Origin of the sequence: Fibrella rubiginis (assembly GCF_017353185.1) — a bacterium.
Classification (GTDB): domain Bacteria; phylum Bacteroidota; class Bacteroidia; order Cytophagales; family Spirosomataceae; genus Fibrella; species Fibrella rubiginis.
Window position 1 is genome coordinate 39,675 of sequence record NZ_JAFMYV010000016.1, and the last position, 14,909, is coordinate 54,583.

A 14,909-nucleotide genomic window follows, 5' to 3' on the forward strand; every position below is an offset into this window, starting at 1 on the left:
AGGCGAAAGCAAATTCATCGTTCATCATTTATCACTCATTGCTCCCTTCAGTGCGCTCCCCCTGGGCCGTGGACGTGGCCGTGTGAGAGTTCGTCGGCGGAGGCGTCGCGGACGTTGACCACCTCAATGTCGAAGTTCAGGTTCTGACCAGCGAGTTCGTGGTTGGCGTCTACGGTTACGGTGTCAGGCCCAACGGCCACCACGGTTACAATCTGTCCCTGACCGGCGTTAAACTGCATACCCACTTCCACGGGCTGACCACCGAACGCGCTCTTGGGCACTTCTTCGATCATGTCGTCGTTGCGAACGCCATAGCCCTTTTCGGGTGGAATGTTCAGTTGCAGCTTGTCGCCCGCCTGACGACCTTCGAGGCCTTCCTCCATGCCCGGAATCAGGTTACCTTCGCCGTGGAGGTAGTAGAGTGGTTCACTACCCACGCTCGAATCGATCACTTTACCCGTCTCATCGCGGAGGGTGTAGTGAATGGCAGCCACCTTATGTTTTGTAATGTGCATGCTTGCTCAGTTTTTTGTATGAAAGGTCAACCACGAAAAATAGTTTTCAGTTTTCAGTTTAGCGTTTTCAGTTGACTGACGCTAGCGTGGTCTGGCCGGTCTGCCGCTGCGGCCAGCCAACTGAAAACTGAAAAACGCTAAACTGAAAACTCATTTGTCTTCCCATCATATTGTCCGCGAGAAACAGGAACCGGCCCTGCTCATCGCCAATGGCGAGTCCTGCGGCTCAGAATGCCTGGGCCAGCTGCTGGAATGGAGCCCGTTTGTGGTGGTCCTCGACAACGCCATCTGGCGCGTAATGGACCTCGGCATCAAGGCCGATGTGCTTCTCGGCGATTTCGACAGGCACCTCGACGTGGCGGCGGTGCAGTCGGCGCAGTACCCTATTGAGGTGGTCCATGCACCCGATCAGAACAAGACCGACCTGGAAAAAGGCATCGAGTTTCTGATTGAACGCGGCTTTCCGGGCGTCAATATTGTCTGGGCTACCGGTCGGCGGATGGATCACACGCTCAACAACCTGACGGGCATTGTGCGGTATAAAGACCAGATCAAGATCACAATCATCGACGATTATTCGGTGGTATACCCGCTGGTAGGCCGTTTCGAGAAGTGGCTGGCTGCCGGCACGCCCATTTCTCTGATGCCCGTTGGCGTTGTGGAAGGTGTTGAAACAGAAGGACTTGCCTACAACCTCTATAACGAAACCCTAACCCTTGGCTACCGAACCAGCAGCAGCAACGAAGCCGCCACTGATGGTTTTGTCCGCGTCCAGGCCCAATCCGGTGACCTGCTGATTATGGAATGCCACGATTAAAATAACGTATAATGTACAATGTATAATGAACAATGTACAATGGCTTCGCCTATTGATATGTAGTGCGCAAAGCCATTGTACATTGTTCATTCTCTTTATCTCCCTATGCCCATCATTCCCGATAAACTGCCCAACGTGGGTACAACGATTTTCACGGTGATGTCGAAATTAGCGGCCGACGTGGGGGCGTTGAATCTGGCGCAGGGCTTTCCCAGCTTTGGTGCCGACCCCGCCCTGCTCGATCTGGTGAACCAGGCTATGCGGGCCAACCACAATCAGTACGCCCCAATGGCCGGGGTGCCCGTCCTGCGTAAAGCCATTGCCAGGAAAATGGTTGATTGCTACGGGGTTAGCTATGACCCAGACACCGACATAACCGTCACGTCGGGGGCTACGGAGGCTCTTTTTGCCGCAATCACGGCGGTAGTACAGTCGGGCACAAGCCAGGGTCAGGAACCAGACGAGGTCATCGTGTTTGAACCCGCCTACGACAGCTACGTACCCGCTATTGAGCTGGCCGGTGGTCGGCCTGTTTACGTCTCGCTCTCCCCACCCGATTACGCCATTGACTGGGCCGACGTAGCCGCGAAGATTACCGACCGCACCCGGCTCGTTGTGATGAACACACCGCACAACCCCAGCGGCCATGTCTGGACAGCCAGCGATGTAAACGAACTGGCCCGGCTGGCCGAGGCCCATAATCTGTTTGTGGTAGCCGATGAAGTTTACGAACACATCACATTCGACGGGCGCACGCATCATTCGCTGATGCAGCACCCCGTGTTGCGGGAACGTACGTTTGTAATTGGCTCGTTTGGCAAGACATTCCACATCACGGGCTGGAAAATCGGCTATTGCCTGGCCCCCAAACCCCTAACCGACGCCTTCCGGAAAATACACCAGTTCCTGACCTTCAGCGTATCAACGCCCATGCAGTACGCCCTGGCCGGGTACCTGCGCGATTCAGAACCATACGCCTCGTTATCATCTTTTTACGAGCGAAAACGTGATGTTTTTCTGGAAGCCATTGCTGGCTCAAGGTTCGTATTTACTCCATCAGAAGGCACCTTTTTTCAAAACGTATCCTACGTTCCCATCACCCGCGAGCCTGATGCCCAACTAGCCATTCGCCTGACGCATGAGATTGGCGTGGCGTCTATTCCGGTGTCGGTCTTTTACCACCAGAAAACCGACCACCACATCCTCCGTTTCTGCTTCGCCAAAGACGACAACATTCTCCTCGAAGCCGGTGCCCGACTGACGAAATGGAGTAAGGCGGAGGGTTAGGTGTTGTTTAACTGTAATTATCGTTGCGAGGCTTCGCGCTCTAGGCTACGCGCCGCGGGCCCTTCGACAGGCTCAGGGTGACAGGCAACTAGAATCATGTCAGGAAACAGCCTCAGATGGGCTGTCACCCTGAGCCTGTCGAAGGGCCCGCGGCGCGTAGCCTAGAGCGCGAAGCCACCAAGTACGAAGCCACCTACTACAATTAAAAACCTTAAACCTTAAACTCCCTTGCCCCGCATTGATCCCCTTTCCGAACAAGACGCCTCGCCCGATTTGCTGGCGGCCTGGGCGCAGCATATTGCCGATTATCCTGGTTCGCGGATAACCAATATGAAAGCCACGCTAAGCCATGCGCCGCTGGCGTTTTCGGTGTATATGCAGTGGTATCCACTCTACCACGCCGTAATCGGCATTGTGGGCGAACGGGCGGCGTATTTGTTTGCCCATGCCATTTCCGAGGCGTCGAACTGCCCGGTTTGCACCACGTTTTTTCGAAAGATCATTATCCAAAACGGCGAACGTCCCGAAGACCTGATCTTGTCTGAGGCAGAGCAGCAACTGCTCGATTTCGGGGCAGCCATTGCCCGGCAGCAGGGTGAAGTACCCGATGCCATTTACCAGCCCATAAACGACCATTTTCAACCCGCTGAAATCGTGATGCTGGTGGCCTTTGCTGGTCAGATGGTGGCTACGAATCTGTTTAACAATGCGCTCAGCGTGACCGTCGACGATTACCTGGCGCCTTACCTACCACTCACACAACCCACTGACTAACAATGGCTTCACTTACCGATCAAGTAGCCTTTATCACCGGTGCTGCCCACGGACAAGGCCGGGCCGTAGCGCTCGCGCTGGCGGCGGAGGGTGCCCATATCGTGGCGTTCGACGTGGCCAAAAACCTGACCTACCCGGCTTATGCGTTCGGCTCTGCATCGGACCTGGATACCCTGAAACGTGACGTGGAAGCCCTCGGCGTGGGTTGCCTGACCGTGGCCGGTGACGTGCGCGATGATGCCGCCATTAGCCGGGCCGTTGATGGCGCGATGGCGCAGTTCGGGCGGATCGACATCCTGTTCAACAACGCCGGTATCTGCGCCTACGGGCTGGCTCATGAACTGACCGAAACCGAGTGGGACGACATGCTCGACATTAATTTGAAAGGTGCCTGGCTGGTAACGCGGCGCGTAATTCCGGTGATGATGGCCCAGAAGTCGGGCGTGATTCTGAATAATTCGAGTATAGCCGGCATGCGGGGTATGGGTCGCCTGAGTCATTACGCCGCCTCGAAATGGGGACTGGTAGGCCTGACAAAATCGTGGGCCATTGAACTGGCTCCGCACAACATCCGGGTCAATTCCATCCACCCCACCGGCGTGAATACCCCCATGAACGACGGCCTCGCCGAACTGGAAGGCACCACCACGCAGGCCATTGCCGAACGGTCGGCGGGGAATCTGCTGCCCGTGCCGTGGGTCGAACCAAGCGACGTATCGGCGATGGTGCTCTACCTCGTCTCCGACGGTGCCCGCTACATCACCGGCGCTCAGTTTGTGCTGGATGCGGGGTTGTTAAGCCGGTGAATTAATGAACAATGAATAATGTACAATGTACAATGGTTGCTGACGCGTGAGTACTGCTCCTGCGTCAGCAACCATTGTACATTGTACATTATTCATTGTTCATTAATTCACTCCTTCCCATGCGCAACGTAGCCATTCTTTTATTCAACGAAATTGAGGTGCTGGACTTTGCCGGGCCGTTTGAAGTGTTTGGCGTGACGGGGCGGCAGTCGAAGCAGACGCGCTTTTCGGAACCGCCATTTCATGTCTTCACTGTAGCCGAACGTGGCCCTGTCTATGCCCGCAACGGTCTGATTATCACACCAACTTATACCTTGAATGATCACCCAAAACCGGACCTGATCCTGATTCCGGGCGGGGGTAGTTATTTGGCCGACGGCACCCCGGCGGGTTCGCGGCGGGAGATGAATAACCCGGTGGTTTTGAACTGGATAAAGCGCCACGCCGAACGGGTCGAACTGGTATTGTCGGTCTGTACCGGGTCGCTGATTTTGGCCAACACAGGCCTGCTCGATGGGCTATCGGCCACGACGCACGTATCAGCCTTGCCCGGTATGGCCGAGCAGTTTCCGCAGATAACGCTCTGCCCCGATGAGCGCTGGGTAGACAACGGCAGGATCGTTACCTCGGCGGGCATATCGGCCGGTATAGATATGTCGCTGTATGTAGTGGGGCGGCTGCTGGGTGCCGACGTAGCCCGCGAAACAGCCCGGTACATGCAGTATGATTACTGGAAATAAAGGGGTTTAAGGTCTAAGGTTCAAGGTTTAATGTTGCTTCGCGCTCTGAGCCTCTATAGCGCGAAGCAACATTAAACCTTGAGCCTTAGACCTTAAACTCTATTTACACCAGCGTTGCCGTCAGGGTCAGGGTGATGTCAGGCGAGAGGGCGCGCGAGATGATGCAGTTCTTTTTGGCCTCATTGGCGATCTCCTCAAACTTGGCCTGGTCAATGCCCGGCACGGTACCCGTAATGTTAAGATCAATGGCCGTGATAGTGAGCGTGTCCATGTCCATCGTCAGCACTGATTTCGTTTCCAGACGAGTAGGCACAATGCCCTGCTGACCCATCGTGGCACCAGTGGCCATGGTAAAACAACCCGCGTGGGCAGCAGCCAGCAGCTCTTCGGGGTTAGTACCCGCGCTGCCGTCTTCGCTCAGGAAACGGGTTTTAAAGGAGAAGGGTGTGTTATTCAGTACACCGCCGGTGGCCGACAGTGAACCTTTACCATCTTGCAGGCCACCTTCCCAGGTTGCCGATGCTCTACGTTTTGATTGTGCCATGAGAATTTTGAGTCAGCGTTCGTTACTGAATTCAATGTAGCAACACGAAAATCGGGATCTATTGTTTCGCCTGCTCATCGACATTTTCGATGAGTGATCGAACGGCTATATGGGCAAAACGCCATTTTTGGGCTAAAATGGACGTTTTTTAGCTAAACGAAACCAAGCCCGTTCGCACCACTGTTAAGTATAGACAGACAGAATTAAAGAGAACCACGCCACTATGCGTATTGCAACCAGAAATTTAAAAAAGAGTGATTACGTCGACCTGAAAGAGGCCATGATCGAGTCGTATAGCGGTATCGGCGGCGATTATTGGGAGAAAAATCTGGTCGACAAGCTCGTCACGATCTTTCCCGAAGGCCAGCTTTGTGTGGAAGTCGACGATACTGTGGTGGCCTGTGCGCTGGCCATCCGCGTGAAATATGCCGACTTCGGCGACAGCCACACTTACGAAGAAATTACCGGCGAATACACGTTTGATACGCACACCCCCAAAGGCGACTGGCTCTATGGTATCGAGGTGTTTGTGCACCCCGACTACCGGGGCCTGCGCCTGGGCCGACGCCTTTATGACGCGCGCAAAGAGCTTTGCGAACAGCTGAATCTGAAGGGCATTCTGGCGGGAGGGCGTATACCCAACTACCGCAAATTTGCCGACGAATTGTCGCCGCGCGAGTTTATCGCGAAAGTGAAGCAGAAAGAGATTTATGATCCCACGCTCACCTTCCAGCTATCGAACGACTTCCACGTCAAGAAAGTATTGCGCGGTTATCTGCCCGGCGACACCGAATCGAAGGAGTATGCCACGCTGCTGGAGTGGAATAACATTTACTACGTGGACGAAAAAAACCGTAAGCCCCACACCGACTCTATCATCCGGCTCGGCGTGGTGCAGTGGCAGATGCGCCATTTCCCGGACCTGAAATCGTTTTTTGATCAGGTCGAATTCTTCGTCGACGTGGTGGCCGACTACAAAGCCGACTTTCTGGTGCTGCCCGAATTCTTCAACACGCCGCTCATGGCCGAGTTTCGCGATATGCCCGAACCGCAGGCTATTCGTGAACTGGCGAAGTACACGGAAGAGGTACGCGACAAGCTGGCCGAGTTTGCCATTTCGTATAACGTGAACATTGTGGGCGGGTCGATGCCCCTCATCGACGATGGCAAGCTCTACAACGTTGCTTACCTCTGTCGCCGCGACGGGTCGTATGAAGAGTACCGGAAGATTCATATTACGCCCAACGAAGTCAAATTCTATGGCATGGTAGGCGGCTACGAGATTAAAGCCATCGACACCGACTGCGGCAAAGTGGGCATGATGATCTGCTATGACGTGGAGTTCCCCGAATTGGGCCGGATTCTGTCCGCGCAGGGCGCCCAAATTATCTTTGTGCCCTTCCTCACCGACACCCAGAACGGCTATTACCGCGTGCGGAACTGCGCGCAGGCGCGGGCCATTGAAAACGAGTGCTACGTGGCTATTTCGGGCTGCGTGGGCAACCTCCCCAACGTGCCCAACACTGATATTCACTATGCTCAGTCGGCGGTATTTACCCCGTCTGATTTCCAGTTTCCCAACAACGCCATCAAAGCCGAAGCTACGACCAACACCGAGATGGTGCTCTTCGCCGACGTCGACGTGTCGCTGTTGAAAGAACTGCGTGAATATGGCTCGGTGCAAAACGCCAAAGACCGCCGCACCGATTTGTATGAGGTGACCCTGAAGCGTCCCTCGCGCCGGTCGGCCAAGAAAGCCTCGCCCGATAACGACCCCGAACAGGTGGCCCCGGTGATCGTGGTTGCCGACTAATACATAATTCATACAATCGTAAAGCCATTACTACACGCAGTTTGTGTGGTGATGGCTTTTTTTGTGCCTGGCGCTAATCCTTTATGTACGTTTGTAATCTATACAGGTACATAGTCGAACAACGGTGTCTCGACAGTTCCACTTAATGCTTATAGAACATGATTACTGATTATTTCCGGAACCCCGGCAAAGCCATTCCCCTGCTCCTTTCGGGCACTATCCTGATCAGCAGTTGTACCAGTTCAACCCTCATCAACAGCCAGCCTACTGGGGCGAAACTTTACGTCAACGGGCAGTACGCAGGGGTAACCCCTTACCAGTATAGCGACACAAAAATTGTTGGCTCGACTACCGATTTGAGGCTCGAAAAAGACGGTTATGAGCCTCTGCGCGTACCCCTGGTGCGCAACGAACGGGCCGACGGTGGGGCCATTATAGGTGGCATTTTCCTGCTCTTCCCTTTTCTCTGGACCATGAAATATGATCCTGAGCACACCTACGAACTCCGCACTCCCGGCGACAATGGCCAACCCATGACCACACCGCCGGCGTCATTCGTAGCCCCCACCACCACTAGCCCGGCACCCACTGCGGCGCAGACAACCGGCGCAAAATCAAAAGCCGACCGCCTCCGCGAAAACAAGCGGCTCTTTGACGAAAAAGTACTGACTGAAAAGGAGTATGAGGCCGAGAAAAAGAAGATCCTCGACAGCAACGACAATTGATTAACGTGATTATTGAGCATTGCTCTAGTGTATGGCTGACGCCTAGTCGAAGGGCTTTGCGTCAGCCATACACTAGAGCAATGCTCAATAATCACGTTAATCAGCAAAGGGTTCTTACAGCAACAGCCCGTACCAGTAGTCACTGGTACGGGCTGTTGCTGTACGGTGTGGTTAAGTCGAATGGCCGTTGATTAGTCTGTCTAGCACTGAACCGATCAGGACGCCTACGCTGTAGCAGAGCAGGTCGCTCCACACAAAGCTGAAACCCAGCACCAACCCACCCAGCCTTGTTGCCCGTAGTGAATCGATCCAAGGCGCATGATACAGCTGACTGAGTTCAACACCGAATGAAACCAGTACGGCTATGATCGTGATAATCGCTGTTGGCTGTTTATTAAACACAAGTGCCAAACCAAAGAACACCATCAGTGCCCAGAGCACGTCACCTACGAAGGCACGGATAAACGGTAACCCGTCGGAAAATTGCCTCGATAGCAAACCCAGCACCATAACAATCACCGTGATGCCCCCATACAAAACCCGGTTTCTGTTCATGCAGGCCAGCCTACTTCAATACCCGGTTCACCTCCAGCGGGCGGTCTGTGGAGAGCATATCGGCTCCGGCGGAGGTCCACTCCTTATATAGTCCGTCTCCTTTGGCGGCAGCCTGCTTGTCGAGGTTGCCCAGCGTACCCAAGATGGTTGATATACCTTTTCCGTGCAAAAACGAGTATAGGCTGGCTTCCGGCGTTTTCACACCGACAAAGGCCAGCATACGGTTGTCGGGAATGCCCAACTCGTGCAGCCGATCATATTCGGCGGGGTTGCGGATCGTAACCGAGATCATGAGGTCGGGAGCCAGTTTGTGCACCAGGGCTGCGTCCTGTGCATTGTAGGTAATGATAGCTACGTTGTTTTCGGTCTTTGTTTGCCGCACCTGATCAATCACGCTGGCAAACGACACGTTGCGTTTCACGTCGAGCGTGAACAGCACGTGGGCACGGCCCCAGGTCAGAATCTGGTTCAGCGTGGGCACCCGGAATGCCGTTGGGTTGCCCATGTTATCCTCCAGCTTCAGGGTTTTTACGTCGGCGTAGGTCCGGTCAATGAGCTTTCCCGTGCCGGTAGTAGTACGTTCCAGGGTGGCGTCGTGCATCATCACCAGCACACTGTCTTTGGTCAGGTCAATGTCGCACTCAATCACCGCCGGGGCACCGGGCCGCCCGATCTGCCGGGCCACATAAGCAAACGATTCGAGGCAGTTTTCTGGGTATCCTTTCAGATCGCCCCCACCCCGATGCACCGAGATCAGGGGAGGCTGCCCTGCTTTAAACCGAAATCTATCGGCCGAAAGGTCAGCGGAAGTTGTTCTGGAAATCTTCGGCGTACAGGTAGCCAGCAGCCCCAGCAGGCCAACAAACAGAAACGTGTTTTTCATAGGGCAAAGGTAGGGCGGGTGAATTACGACTTACGATTTACGAGTAGGGATTTACGATGTACGAATTACGATGTACGAATTACGATTTACGATTTGTTGCTTTCGCCAGAGCATGATTACTCTGGCGAAAGCAACAAATCGTAAATCGTAATTCGTACATCGTAAATCCCTACTCGTAAATCACTTCAACTCGCCCGGCGTAACCGTCGCGATCTGTTTGCGGCCGTTTCGCAGGATGGTTATTTGTGCGGGGCGGCCGATGGTCACGTCGGTAAGGATCAGGTGCAGATCGTCGACGGTGGCCACGGGGCGGTCGTTATAAGCCACAATGATGTCGCCCTGTTGCAGGTCACTGTTGTTGGCCACGCCGTCGGGCTCTACACTAGCCACGATTACCCCCGTGCGAACCGAAAGCTGGTTGTACTGGCGGATGCGTTCGGTAAGATTAATCAGTTGCCCGGCAATGCCCAGGTACCCCCGCCGCACACGCCCTTCGGTGATGAGCTTGCCCGCCACCAGGTTGGCCAGGTTCGACGAAACAGCGAAGCAAATACCCTGCGCAGGCAGGATCACGGCCGTGTTTACACCAATCACATCGCCCTGCGAATTCACCAGCGGCCCACCCGAATTTCCCGGGTTCAGGGTTGCGTCGGTCTGCAAAACGTCGTCGATCAACCGGCCCGATTCAGAGCGAAGCGTACGGCCCAGCGCACTAATCACCCCCGCCGTGAGCGAATACTGAAAGCCATACGGGTTGCCCAGGGCAATGGCAATCTGGCCCACTTGCACCTGCTTTGAGTCGGCAAAGCGAATGGCCCGCAACCCATCGGCATATACTTTTAACACGGCGATATCCGTGGCAGGATCACGGCCAATGAGCGTGGCGGTCAGTGCGTCACGGTCGGGCAGCGCTACGGTAATGCGGTCAGCACCAGCCACAACGTGATTGTTGGTAACAATATATCCGTCTGACGAAATAACAAAACCAGAGCCGGTACTGCCCCCCTCGCCGGGTTGATTAGGCCGCTGATTGGCGGAGCGGGACCGGGCCGGACGGGTTGCCGCCACCTTGATCTGCACGACCGATGGACTTACCTTTTTCGCTACATTTACAACCGTTGACGAATATGCGTCAAGCAGTTTCGCATCGTTGTCTGCCGAACTGGCTGACGCCGCCCCCAGGTCGGGGCCACTTACTGAATAGTAGGACATGGTAGAGTGTATTTGTTGAAGCAGATGCACCCGGCAAAGCCCATACCAATACTCAAAAAATTATGTTCGACCGCCAGCCTGTCAGGTCGGCTATTACAGCGATGACATTCGAAGAATACTTAGCTACCAAGAAGATTGATGCGGTTCGTTTTGCCGCCGAAGACCCCGTTATTTTCGACGAATGGTCTCGTTTATTCGACCAAGTGAGCGTAGAAAGTTTTACCGTTCAAAAAAAATTTCTACTTAACCTTACCAGACGTAAATACTTAATGCGTTAATTTATAGTTGAAAGGCTGGTAAAAGACCAGTTAGACAAAACTTATCCCCTACCCCAAATGCGTATGAGCCTCACACTTGGCGAATTGAAAGGTATTAACGACGCCCTCATCAATCTACTTAAAGCACAGGGCTTAGTCGATTCAGACACCCTGCTTGAAGCAACACGTACGCCAAAAGGCCGCAAGGAGTTGGCCAGTACAATTGGCGTTGATGCAGCCATGCTCCTTGAGCTGGCCAACCGTGCCGACCTTGCCCGCATCAAAGGCATTGGTCGGGTTTATAGCGACCTGATGGAAGAAGCAGGCGTAGATACCGTTAAAGAATTATCAAAGCGCGTACCGGCTAACCTACACGCTAAACTGGTGGAAATCAACAGTGTACGTCAGCTAACGCAACGTCCACCCTCGGCCGATCAGGTGGCAGGATTCGTTGATCAGGCTAAAGGCCTGCCCGCTATGCTGGAATATTAGGATTGGTTTAATGACAGACAGGAAGAGTGATTGAGTGATGGGTTTGCACAAGCTGTTTTTCTGCTGTGTAAGCCCATCACTTTTTCGTTTCTATCATCAATTCCGGGGCTTGCTCAGGTATTGACTCAGTCGTTCTTCGAGCTCGTGGATGGTGATACCAATGATCAGCTCACCGTTCAAGGCCAACGATAGTCGGCCGGTTTCTTCAGAGATTGTGATGACGGCAGCATCAGTAGCCTCACTCATGCCCACAGCAGCCCGGTGCCTGAAGCCCATCGTAGCGGGCAATTCGGCATCATCAGACACGGGCAGTATGCACCGTGCCGCCCGGATGTGGCCGTCTGCTATCAACACCGCCCCGTCATGCAGCGGGCTGTATTGGTTGAAAATAGCCAACAGCAATGGCTTCGACAACTCAGCATTCAACAGCTCACCCGAATCGGCAATTTTAGTCAGGTCGTCGTTGTGCTGAATCACCAGCAACGCGCCAGAGAACTCGGCCGCGAGCATTTTGCACGCATCCAGAATCGGCTTCAGCGGTGTGGTTGGCTCGGTCAGGTCGGGTTGGCGCAGCAGCCATTTTCTAATCCAGGGGTTATTACCAATGTTGGTCGACTTACCAATGAGCAGCAAAAATCGCCTTATCTCTTGCTGAAAAATAATGATCAAAGCCAGTGCACCAACACTAATAAAATACTCTAAAATGGTTGTTAATAAGTTCAGCCCCAGTGCTTTAACAACCAGATAGAAAAGATAAACGAAGAGGTAGCCCACAAAAACCCGGCTGGCAACGCTGCCCCGCACCAGGGTATATATTTGGTAAATCAGGATGGCTACCAACGTAATATCCAGCACGTCGAGCCAGCCAATATCAAGAAAACCAAGGCGAATCAGAAACATAGTGTGGGGCAGTGGGCAATGCATTTCGTTGGCGGGCAAGATACAACGCCAACTGCACTCTGCCGAACAAAACCGAGCCAAAGCCTTGGTCAGCCGTTGGGCTACACGGGAAATTGCTGCCCTTCAATAGCCAGTTCAGTATTTGCAAAAACCTCCTGCGCTTCAGCCAGGAACCCATCATACGTTTTGTAGCGCGAGGAGAAGTGGCCAATCAGCAGCCGCCCAACGCCCGCCTTTTGGGCCAGCGCTGCCGCCTGCCGGGCGGTAGTATGGTGTACTTCCGACGCCCGACCGGCATTGTCATCGCGAAATGTGGCCTCGTGATAGAGCAGGTCGATCCCCTGAATCTGGTGGAGAATACGCTCGTTGTAGCGGGTGTCTGAGCAATAAGCATAAGACCGGGCCGCCGGGCCGGGCGTTGTATAATCAGCAGCGGCATACTGCACCTGACCCGTGTCGTTGAGCACGTCATGGCCCTCTTTCAACGTTTTCAGGGCTTCAATAGACACCTCTGCGGGGAGCCGCTCGCGCAGGAGGCGGGGTTTGTAGGGCTTTTCGCGGAACAAAAATCCCGTGCACTCTATCCCATGATCCAGCGGAATACTCTCAACAGTCAGGCCCGGCAAGTCGAGCAGCAGCGTGGGCACGTCGGGATTAATTGATTGAAAATGAAGAGGAAAGAAAAACTTTCCGTTAGAGACCCTGAACGTGGTGGTGATGACTTCATCCAGGCCGCGCGGGCCAAACAGGTACAAGGGCTCGGTACGTCCGCCCATGTTCAGGCTCGACAACAGGGGCATCAGCCCAAAGTAGTGGTCGCCGTGGAGGTGGCTGATGAAAATATACTTTAGCCGACTGGGCCGGGCGCGCTGCTCAATAAGCCGGTATTGGGTAGCCTCGCCGCAATCGATCAGGAAATAGTCACCGTTATAGTTGAGCAATTGAGCCGTTTGGTGGCGGTCCAGCGTAGGCGTTGCCGAGCCGGACCCCAACATGGTAATCGCAAACGGAATCGTGGATACAGGCTCGGTAGTAGATACGTTACCGTTCGGGCTCAAATCCTTCATCCAACTCTCCGTCATATTCATCATCGGCTCCGCTGCCGAAGTCGTTTTCCAGTTCGTTCATAAACACCGCGTCGATGGCTTCTTCCACGGTGGGCAATATGGTCAGGTCGGTAATGCGGGCGTCTTCCAGGAAATCAGTCAGCTCGTCATTCTTTGTTACCAACACCAGTAAACCAAGCTCATTACTGCATTGGCGATTTATCTTTCGAATGGCCATCAGCCCCGCGTCATCCACGGTTTGCACGGTGGCCAGGTCAACAATCAGGCGGCTAAATCCTTCTCGAAGCAGCCCCCGGCATGCGCCTTCAAAATCAGCAGGTACGGTGTTGGCAAACTCGGTTTCGCTCAGCCGCAGCAGGGCGTAGCGTTCTGTTTTTTCAGTGGTAAATTCCATGTGTATACTCCTGTTGCGAATAGCGTTCAGTTTTGTCTACAGACCGGAACAGGCAACAAACCGCAGGTAGTGAAACGAGCTGGTTCTGCTGTGTAACGTCGCGGCTATTCGTTTGTTTGCAAATAAGCTAAAATGGCCTTCTCTATTTCTGCATCCCGGTTCTGGGCCGGAGCCGGCTGAAACGACTGTCCCGTTACGGTCTCGTAAAGCTCGATGTAGCGGGTCGAAATCTGGGCTAACCACTCGTCTGACATGGCAGGTACGGACTGTCCTTCTTTCCCCTGGAACCCGTTTTCCATTAACCATTCCCGCACAAACTCCTTCGAGAGCTGGCGCTGTGGCTCATTGGCAGCCAGGCGTTCGGCATACCCGTCGGTGTAAAAATAGCGACTCGAATCAGGCGTATGTACTTCGTCGATCAGATAGATAACGTTACCCACCCGCCCAAACTCATACTTGGTATCGACCAAAATTAAACCCCGTTGGGCAGCCATCTCGGTTCCCCGTTGGAACAGGGCCAGCGCGTAGTTTTCCAGCTGTACGTATTCTTCTTCGCTAACGATGCGTCGCGCCAGGATTTCCTCGCGCGAAATATCTTCGTCGTGGCCTTCGTGGGCTTTGGTGGTGGGCGTCAGGATGGGGTTGGGCAGCCGGTCGTTTTCGCGCAACCCGTCGGGCAGGGTGATACCACACAGCACTCGCCCACCGGCGCGGTAGGTGCGCCAGGCATGACCCGCCAGGTAGCCCCGCACCACCATTTCCACGGCATAAGGCTCACACCGAAGGCCCGCGCTCACGGCGGGGTCAGGCACGGCCAGCAGCCAGTTGGGCACAATGTCGGCGGTGGCGCGGAGGAAATGAGCAGCCGTTTGGTTGAGCACCTGTCCCTTATGCGGCACGGGCCGGGGCAGCACCACGTCAAACGCCGAAATCCGATCCGAGGCTACCATCACCAGCCGCGGCCCCGCCGGATGATTGGCAAACGAATATACATCGCGGACTTTCCCCCGGTAAAATCCGGTTTGTCCGGGGAAGGTGAAAGGTTGGTTGGGCATAGAAAAAAGGGCGTCTTTTCAATTGTACGTGTGGAGAAGCTTCACGCTCTGGGCTTCGCCGGCGAAGCACGCA

The 14,909-nt window shown here is 54.3% G+C and carries 18 protein-coding genes; 9 read left to right on the forward strand and 9 right to left on the reverse strand.

Going from position 1 to position 14,909, the window contains the following annotated elements; all coding sequences use genetic code 11:
- Nucleotides 1-47 precede the first annotated feature (47 nt).
- Nucleotides 48-515 (reverse strand): FKBP-type peptidyl-prolyl cis-trans isomerase, encoded by a 468-nt coding sequence (locus tag J2I47_RS24040; protein ID WP_207367172.1) that lies wholly within the window; start codon nucleotides 513-515, stop codon nucleotides 48-50.
- Nucleotides 516-669: 154 nt separating this feature from the next.
- Here J2I47_RS24040 and J2I47_RS24045 point away from each other — a divergent pair, with 154 nt between their 5' ends.
- The 5 genes from J2I47_RS24045 to J2I47_RS24065 all read left to right on the forward strand — a co-directional run bounded on the left by J2I47_RS24045 (nucleotide 670) and on the right by J2I47_RS24065 (nucleotide 4,939).
- Nucleotides 670-1,332, forward strand: coding sequence for a thiamine diphosphokinase (locus J2I47_RS24045; RefSeq protein ID WP_207367173.1), 663 nt, complete (start codon nucleotides 670-672; stop codon nucleotides 1,330-1,332).
- A 105-nt stretch (nucleotides 1,333-1,437) separates the two neighbouring features.
- A complete protein-coding gene (locus tag J2I47_RS24050; RefSeq protein WP_207367174.1) occupies nucleotides 1,438-2,619 on the forward strand; it encodes a methionine aminotransferase in 1,182 nt (393 codons plus the stop codon).
- A gap of 228 nt (nucleotides 2,620-2,847) precedes the next feature.
- Nucleotides 2,848-3,393, forward strand: coding sequence for a carboxymuconolactone decarboxylase family protein (locus tag J2I47_RS24055; protein ID WP_207367175.1), 546 nt, complete (start codon nucleotides 2,848-2,850; stop codon nucleotides 3,391-3,393).
- Between the two features lie 2 nt (nucleotides 3,394-3,395).
- Nucleotides 3,396-4,199 (forward strand): mycofactocin-coupled SDR family oxidoreductase, encoded by an 804-nt coding sequence (locus tag J2I47_RS24060; protein ID WP_207367176.1) that lies wholly within the window; start codon nucleotides 3,396-3,398, stop codon nucleotides 4,197-4,199.
- A 119-nt stretch (nucleotides 4,200-4,318) separates the two neighbouring features.
- Complete coding sequence (locus J2I47_RS24065; protein WP_207367177.1) at nucleotides 4,319-4,939, forward strand: DJ-1/PfpI family protein; 621 nt, start codon at nucleotides 4,319-4,321, stop codon at nucleotides 4,937-4,939.
- Between the two features lie 103 nt (nucleotides 4,940-5,042).
- Here J2I47_RS24065 and J2I47_RS24070 read toward each other — a convergent pair whose 3' ends face one another.
- On the reverse strand, nucleotides 5,043-5,483 hold the full coding sequence (locus J2I47_RS24070; RefSeq protein WP_207367178.1) for an OsmC family peroxiredoxin: 441 nt from the start codon (nucleotides 5,481-5,483) through the stop codon (nucleotides 5,043-5,045).
- A gap of 223 nt (nucleotides 5,484-5,706) precedes the next feature.
- Between J2I47_RS24070 and J2I47_RS24075 the strand changes: the two genes are divergently transcribed.
- Both J2I47_RS24075 and J2I47_RS24080 read left to right on the forward strand, forming a co-directional pair.
- Nucleotides 5,707-7,296, forward strand: a complete 1,590-nt coding sequence (locus J2I47_RS24075) for a bifunctional GNAT family N-acetyltransferase/carbon-nitrogen hydrolase family protein (protein ID WP_207367179.1) — start codon at nucleotides 5,707-5,709, stop codon at nucleotides 7,294-7,296.
- Between the two features lie 158 nt (nucleotides 7,297-7,454).
- Nucleotides 7,455-8,021, forward strand: coding sequence for a PEGA domain-containing protein (locus tag J2I47_RS24080; RefSeq protein WP_207367180.1), 567 nt, complete (start codon nucleotides 7,455-7,457; stop codon nucleotides 8,019-8,021).
- Between the two features lie 171 nt (nucleotides 8,022-8,192).
- Here the strand turns inward: J2I47_RS24080 and J2I47_RS24085 are convergent, their stop codons facing one another.
- The 3 genes from J2I47_RS24085 to J2I47_RS24095 form a co-directional block, all read right to left on the reverse strand.
- Nucleotides 8,193-8,576 carry a ribosomal maturation YjgA family protein gene (locus J2I47_RS24085; protein WP_207367181.1) on the reverse strand — a complete coding sequence of 128 codons (384 nt, stop codon included), beginning with the start codon at nucleotides 8,574-8,576 and terminating at the stop codon, nucleotides 8,193-8,195.
- Between the two features lie 10 nt (nucleotides 8,577-8,586).
- Nucleotides 8,587-9,459 carry a glycerophosphodiester phosphodiesterase family protein gene (locus J2I47_RS24090; protein WP_207367182.1) on the reverse strand — a complete coding sequence of 291 codons (873 nt, stop codon included), beginning with the start codon at nucleotides 9,457-9,459 and terminating at the stop codon, nucleotides 8,587-8,589.
- Between the two features lie 180 nt (nucleotides 9,460-9,639).
- Nucleotides 9,640-10,671 (reverse strand): S1C family serine protease, encoded by a 1,032-nt coding sequence (locus J2I47_RS24095; protein WP_207367183.1) that lies wholly within the window; start codon nucleotides 10,669-10,671, stop codon nucleotides 9,640-9,642.
- Nucleotides 10,672-10,733: 62 nt separating this feature from the next.
- Here J2I47_RS24095 and J2I47_RS24100 point away from each other — a divergent pair, with 62 nt between their 5' ends.
- A complete protein-coding gene (locus tag J2I47_RS24100; protein ID WP_207367257.1) occupies nucleotides 10,734-10,949 on the forward strand; it encodes a hypothetical protein in 216 nt (71 codons plus the stop codon).
- A 63-nt stretch (nucleotides 10,950-11,012) separates the two neighbouring features.
- Nucleotides 11,013-11,420, forward strand: a complete 408-nt coding sequence (locus J2I47_RS24105; protein WP_207367184.1) for a DUF4332 domain-containing protein — start codon at nucleotides 11,013-11,015, stop codon at nucleotides 11,418-11,420.
- 96 nt (nucleotides 11,421-11,516) lie between these two features.
- Here the strand turns inward: J2I47_RS24105 and cdaA are convergent, their stop codons facing one another.
- The 4 genes from cdaA to J2I47_RS24125 form a co-directional block, all read right to left on the reverse strand.
- Nucleotides 11,517-12,320: a diadenylate cyclase CdaA gene (cdaA, locus tag J2I47_RS24110; RefSeq protein ID WP_207367185.1), complete on the reverse strand. Its 804-nt coding sequence runs from the start codon at nucleotides 12,318-12,320 to the stop codon at nucleotides 11,517-11,519.
- Nucleotides 12,321-12,421: 101 nt separating this feature from the next.
- Nucleotides 12,422-13,315 carry a ribonuclease Z gene (locus J2I47_RS24115; protein ID WP_310587732.1) on the reverse strand — a complete coding sequence of 298 codons (894 nt, stop codon included), beginning with the start codon at nucleotides 13,313-13,315 and terminating at the stop codon, nucleotides 12,422-12,424.
- Nucleotides 13,316-13,361: 46 nt separating this feature from the next.
- Nucleotides 13,362-13,781, reverse strand: a complete 420-nt coding sequence (locus tag J2I47_RS24120; protein WP_207367186.1) for an STAS domain-containing protein — start codon at nucleotides 13,779-13,781, stop codon at nucleotides 13,362-13,364.
- A gap of 104 nt (nucleotides 13,782-13,885) precedes the next feature.
- Entirely contained in the window at nucleotides 13,886-14,836 is a 951-nt protein-coding gene (locus J2I47_RS24125) for a phosphoribosylaminoimidazolesuccinocarboxamide synthase (protein WP_207367187.1), read from the reverse strand.
- Nucleotides 14,837-14,909 lie beyond the last annotated feature (73 nt).

Bases quoted from the DNA above. Each gene is read 5' to 3' on its own strand.
- J2I47_RS24040 (WP_207367172.1), bottom strand. From the start codon at position 515: ATGCACATTACAAAACATAAGGTGGCTGCCATTCACTACACCCTCCGC.
- J2I47_RS24050 (WP_207367174.1), top strand. From the start codon at position 1,438: ATGCCCATCATTCCCGATAAACTGCCCAACGTGGGTACAACGATTTTC.
- J2I47_RS24060 (WP_207367176.1), top strand. From the start codon at position 3,396: ATGGCTTCACTTACCGATCAAGTAGCCTTTATCACCGGTGCTGCCCAC.
- J2I47_RS24065 (WP_207367177.1), top strand. From the start codon at position 4,319: ATGCGCAACGTAGCCATTCTTTTATTCAACGAAATTGAGGTGCTGGAC.
- J2I47_RS24070 (WP_207367178.1), bottom strand. From the start codon at position 5,483: ATGGCACAATCAAAACGTAGAGCATCGGCAACCTGGGAAGGTGGCCTG.
- J2I47_RS24075 (WP_207367179.1), top strand. From the start codon at position 5,707: ATGCGTATTGCAACCAGAAATTTAAAAAAGAGTGATTACGTCGACCTG.
- J2I47_RS24080 (WP_207367180.1), top strand. From the start codon at position 7,455: ATGATTACTGATTATTTCCGGAACCCCGGCAAAGCCATTCCCCTGCTC.
- J2I47_RS24085 (WP_207367181.1), bottom strand. From the start codon at position 8,576: ATGAACAGAAACCGGGTTTTGTATGGGGGCATCACGGTGATTGTTATG.
- J2I47_RS24090 (WP_207367182.1), bottom strand. From the start codon at position 9,459: ATGAAAAACACGTTTCTGTTTGTTGGCCTGCTGGGGCTGCTGGCTACC.
- J2I47_RS24095 (WP_207367183.1), bottom strand. From the start codon at position 10,671: ATGTCCTACTATTCAGTAAGTGGCCCCGACCTGGGGGCGGCGTCAGCC.
- J2I47_RS24100 (WP_207367257.1), top strand. From the start codon at position 10,734: ATGTTCGACCGCCAGCCTGTCAGGTCGGCTATTACAGCGATGACATTC.
- J2I47_RS24105 (WP_207367184.1), top strand. From the start codon at position 11,013: ATGAGCCTCACACTTGGCGAATTGAAAGGTATTAACGACGCCCTCATC.
- cdaA (WP_207367185.1), bottom strand. From the start codon at position 12,320: ATGTTTCTGATTCGCCTTGGTTTTCTTGATATTGGCTGGCTCGACGTG.
- J2I47_RS24115 (WP_310587732.1), bottom strand. From the start codon at position 13,315: ATGTTGGGGTCCGGCTCGGCAACGCCTACGCTGGACCGCCACCAAACG.
- J2I47_RS24120 (WP_207367186.1), bottom strand. From the start codon at position 13,781: ATGGAATTTACCACTGAAAAAACAGAACGCTACGCCCTGCTGCGGCTG.
- J2I47_RS24125 (WP_207367187.1), bottom strand. From the start codon at position 14,836: ATGCCCAACCAACCTTTCACCTTCCCCGGACAAACCGGATTTTACCGG.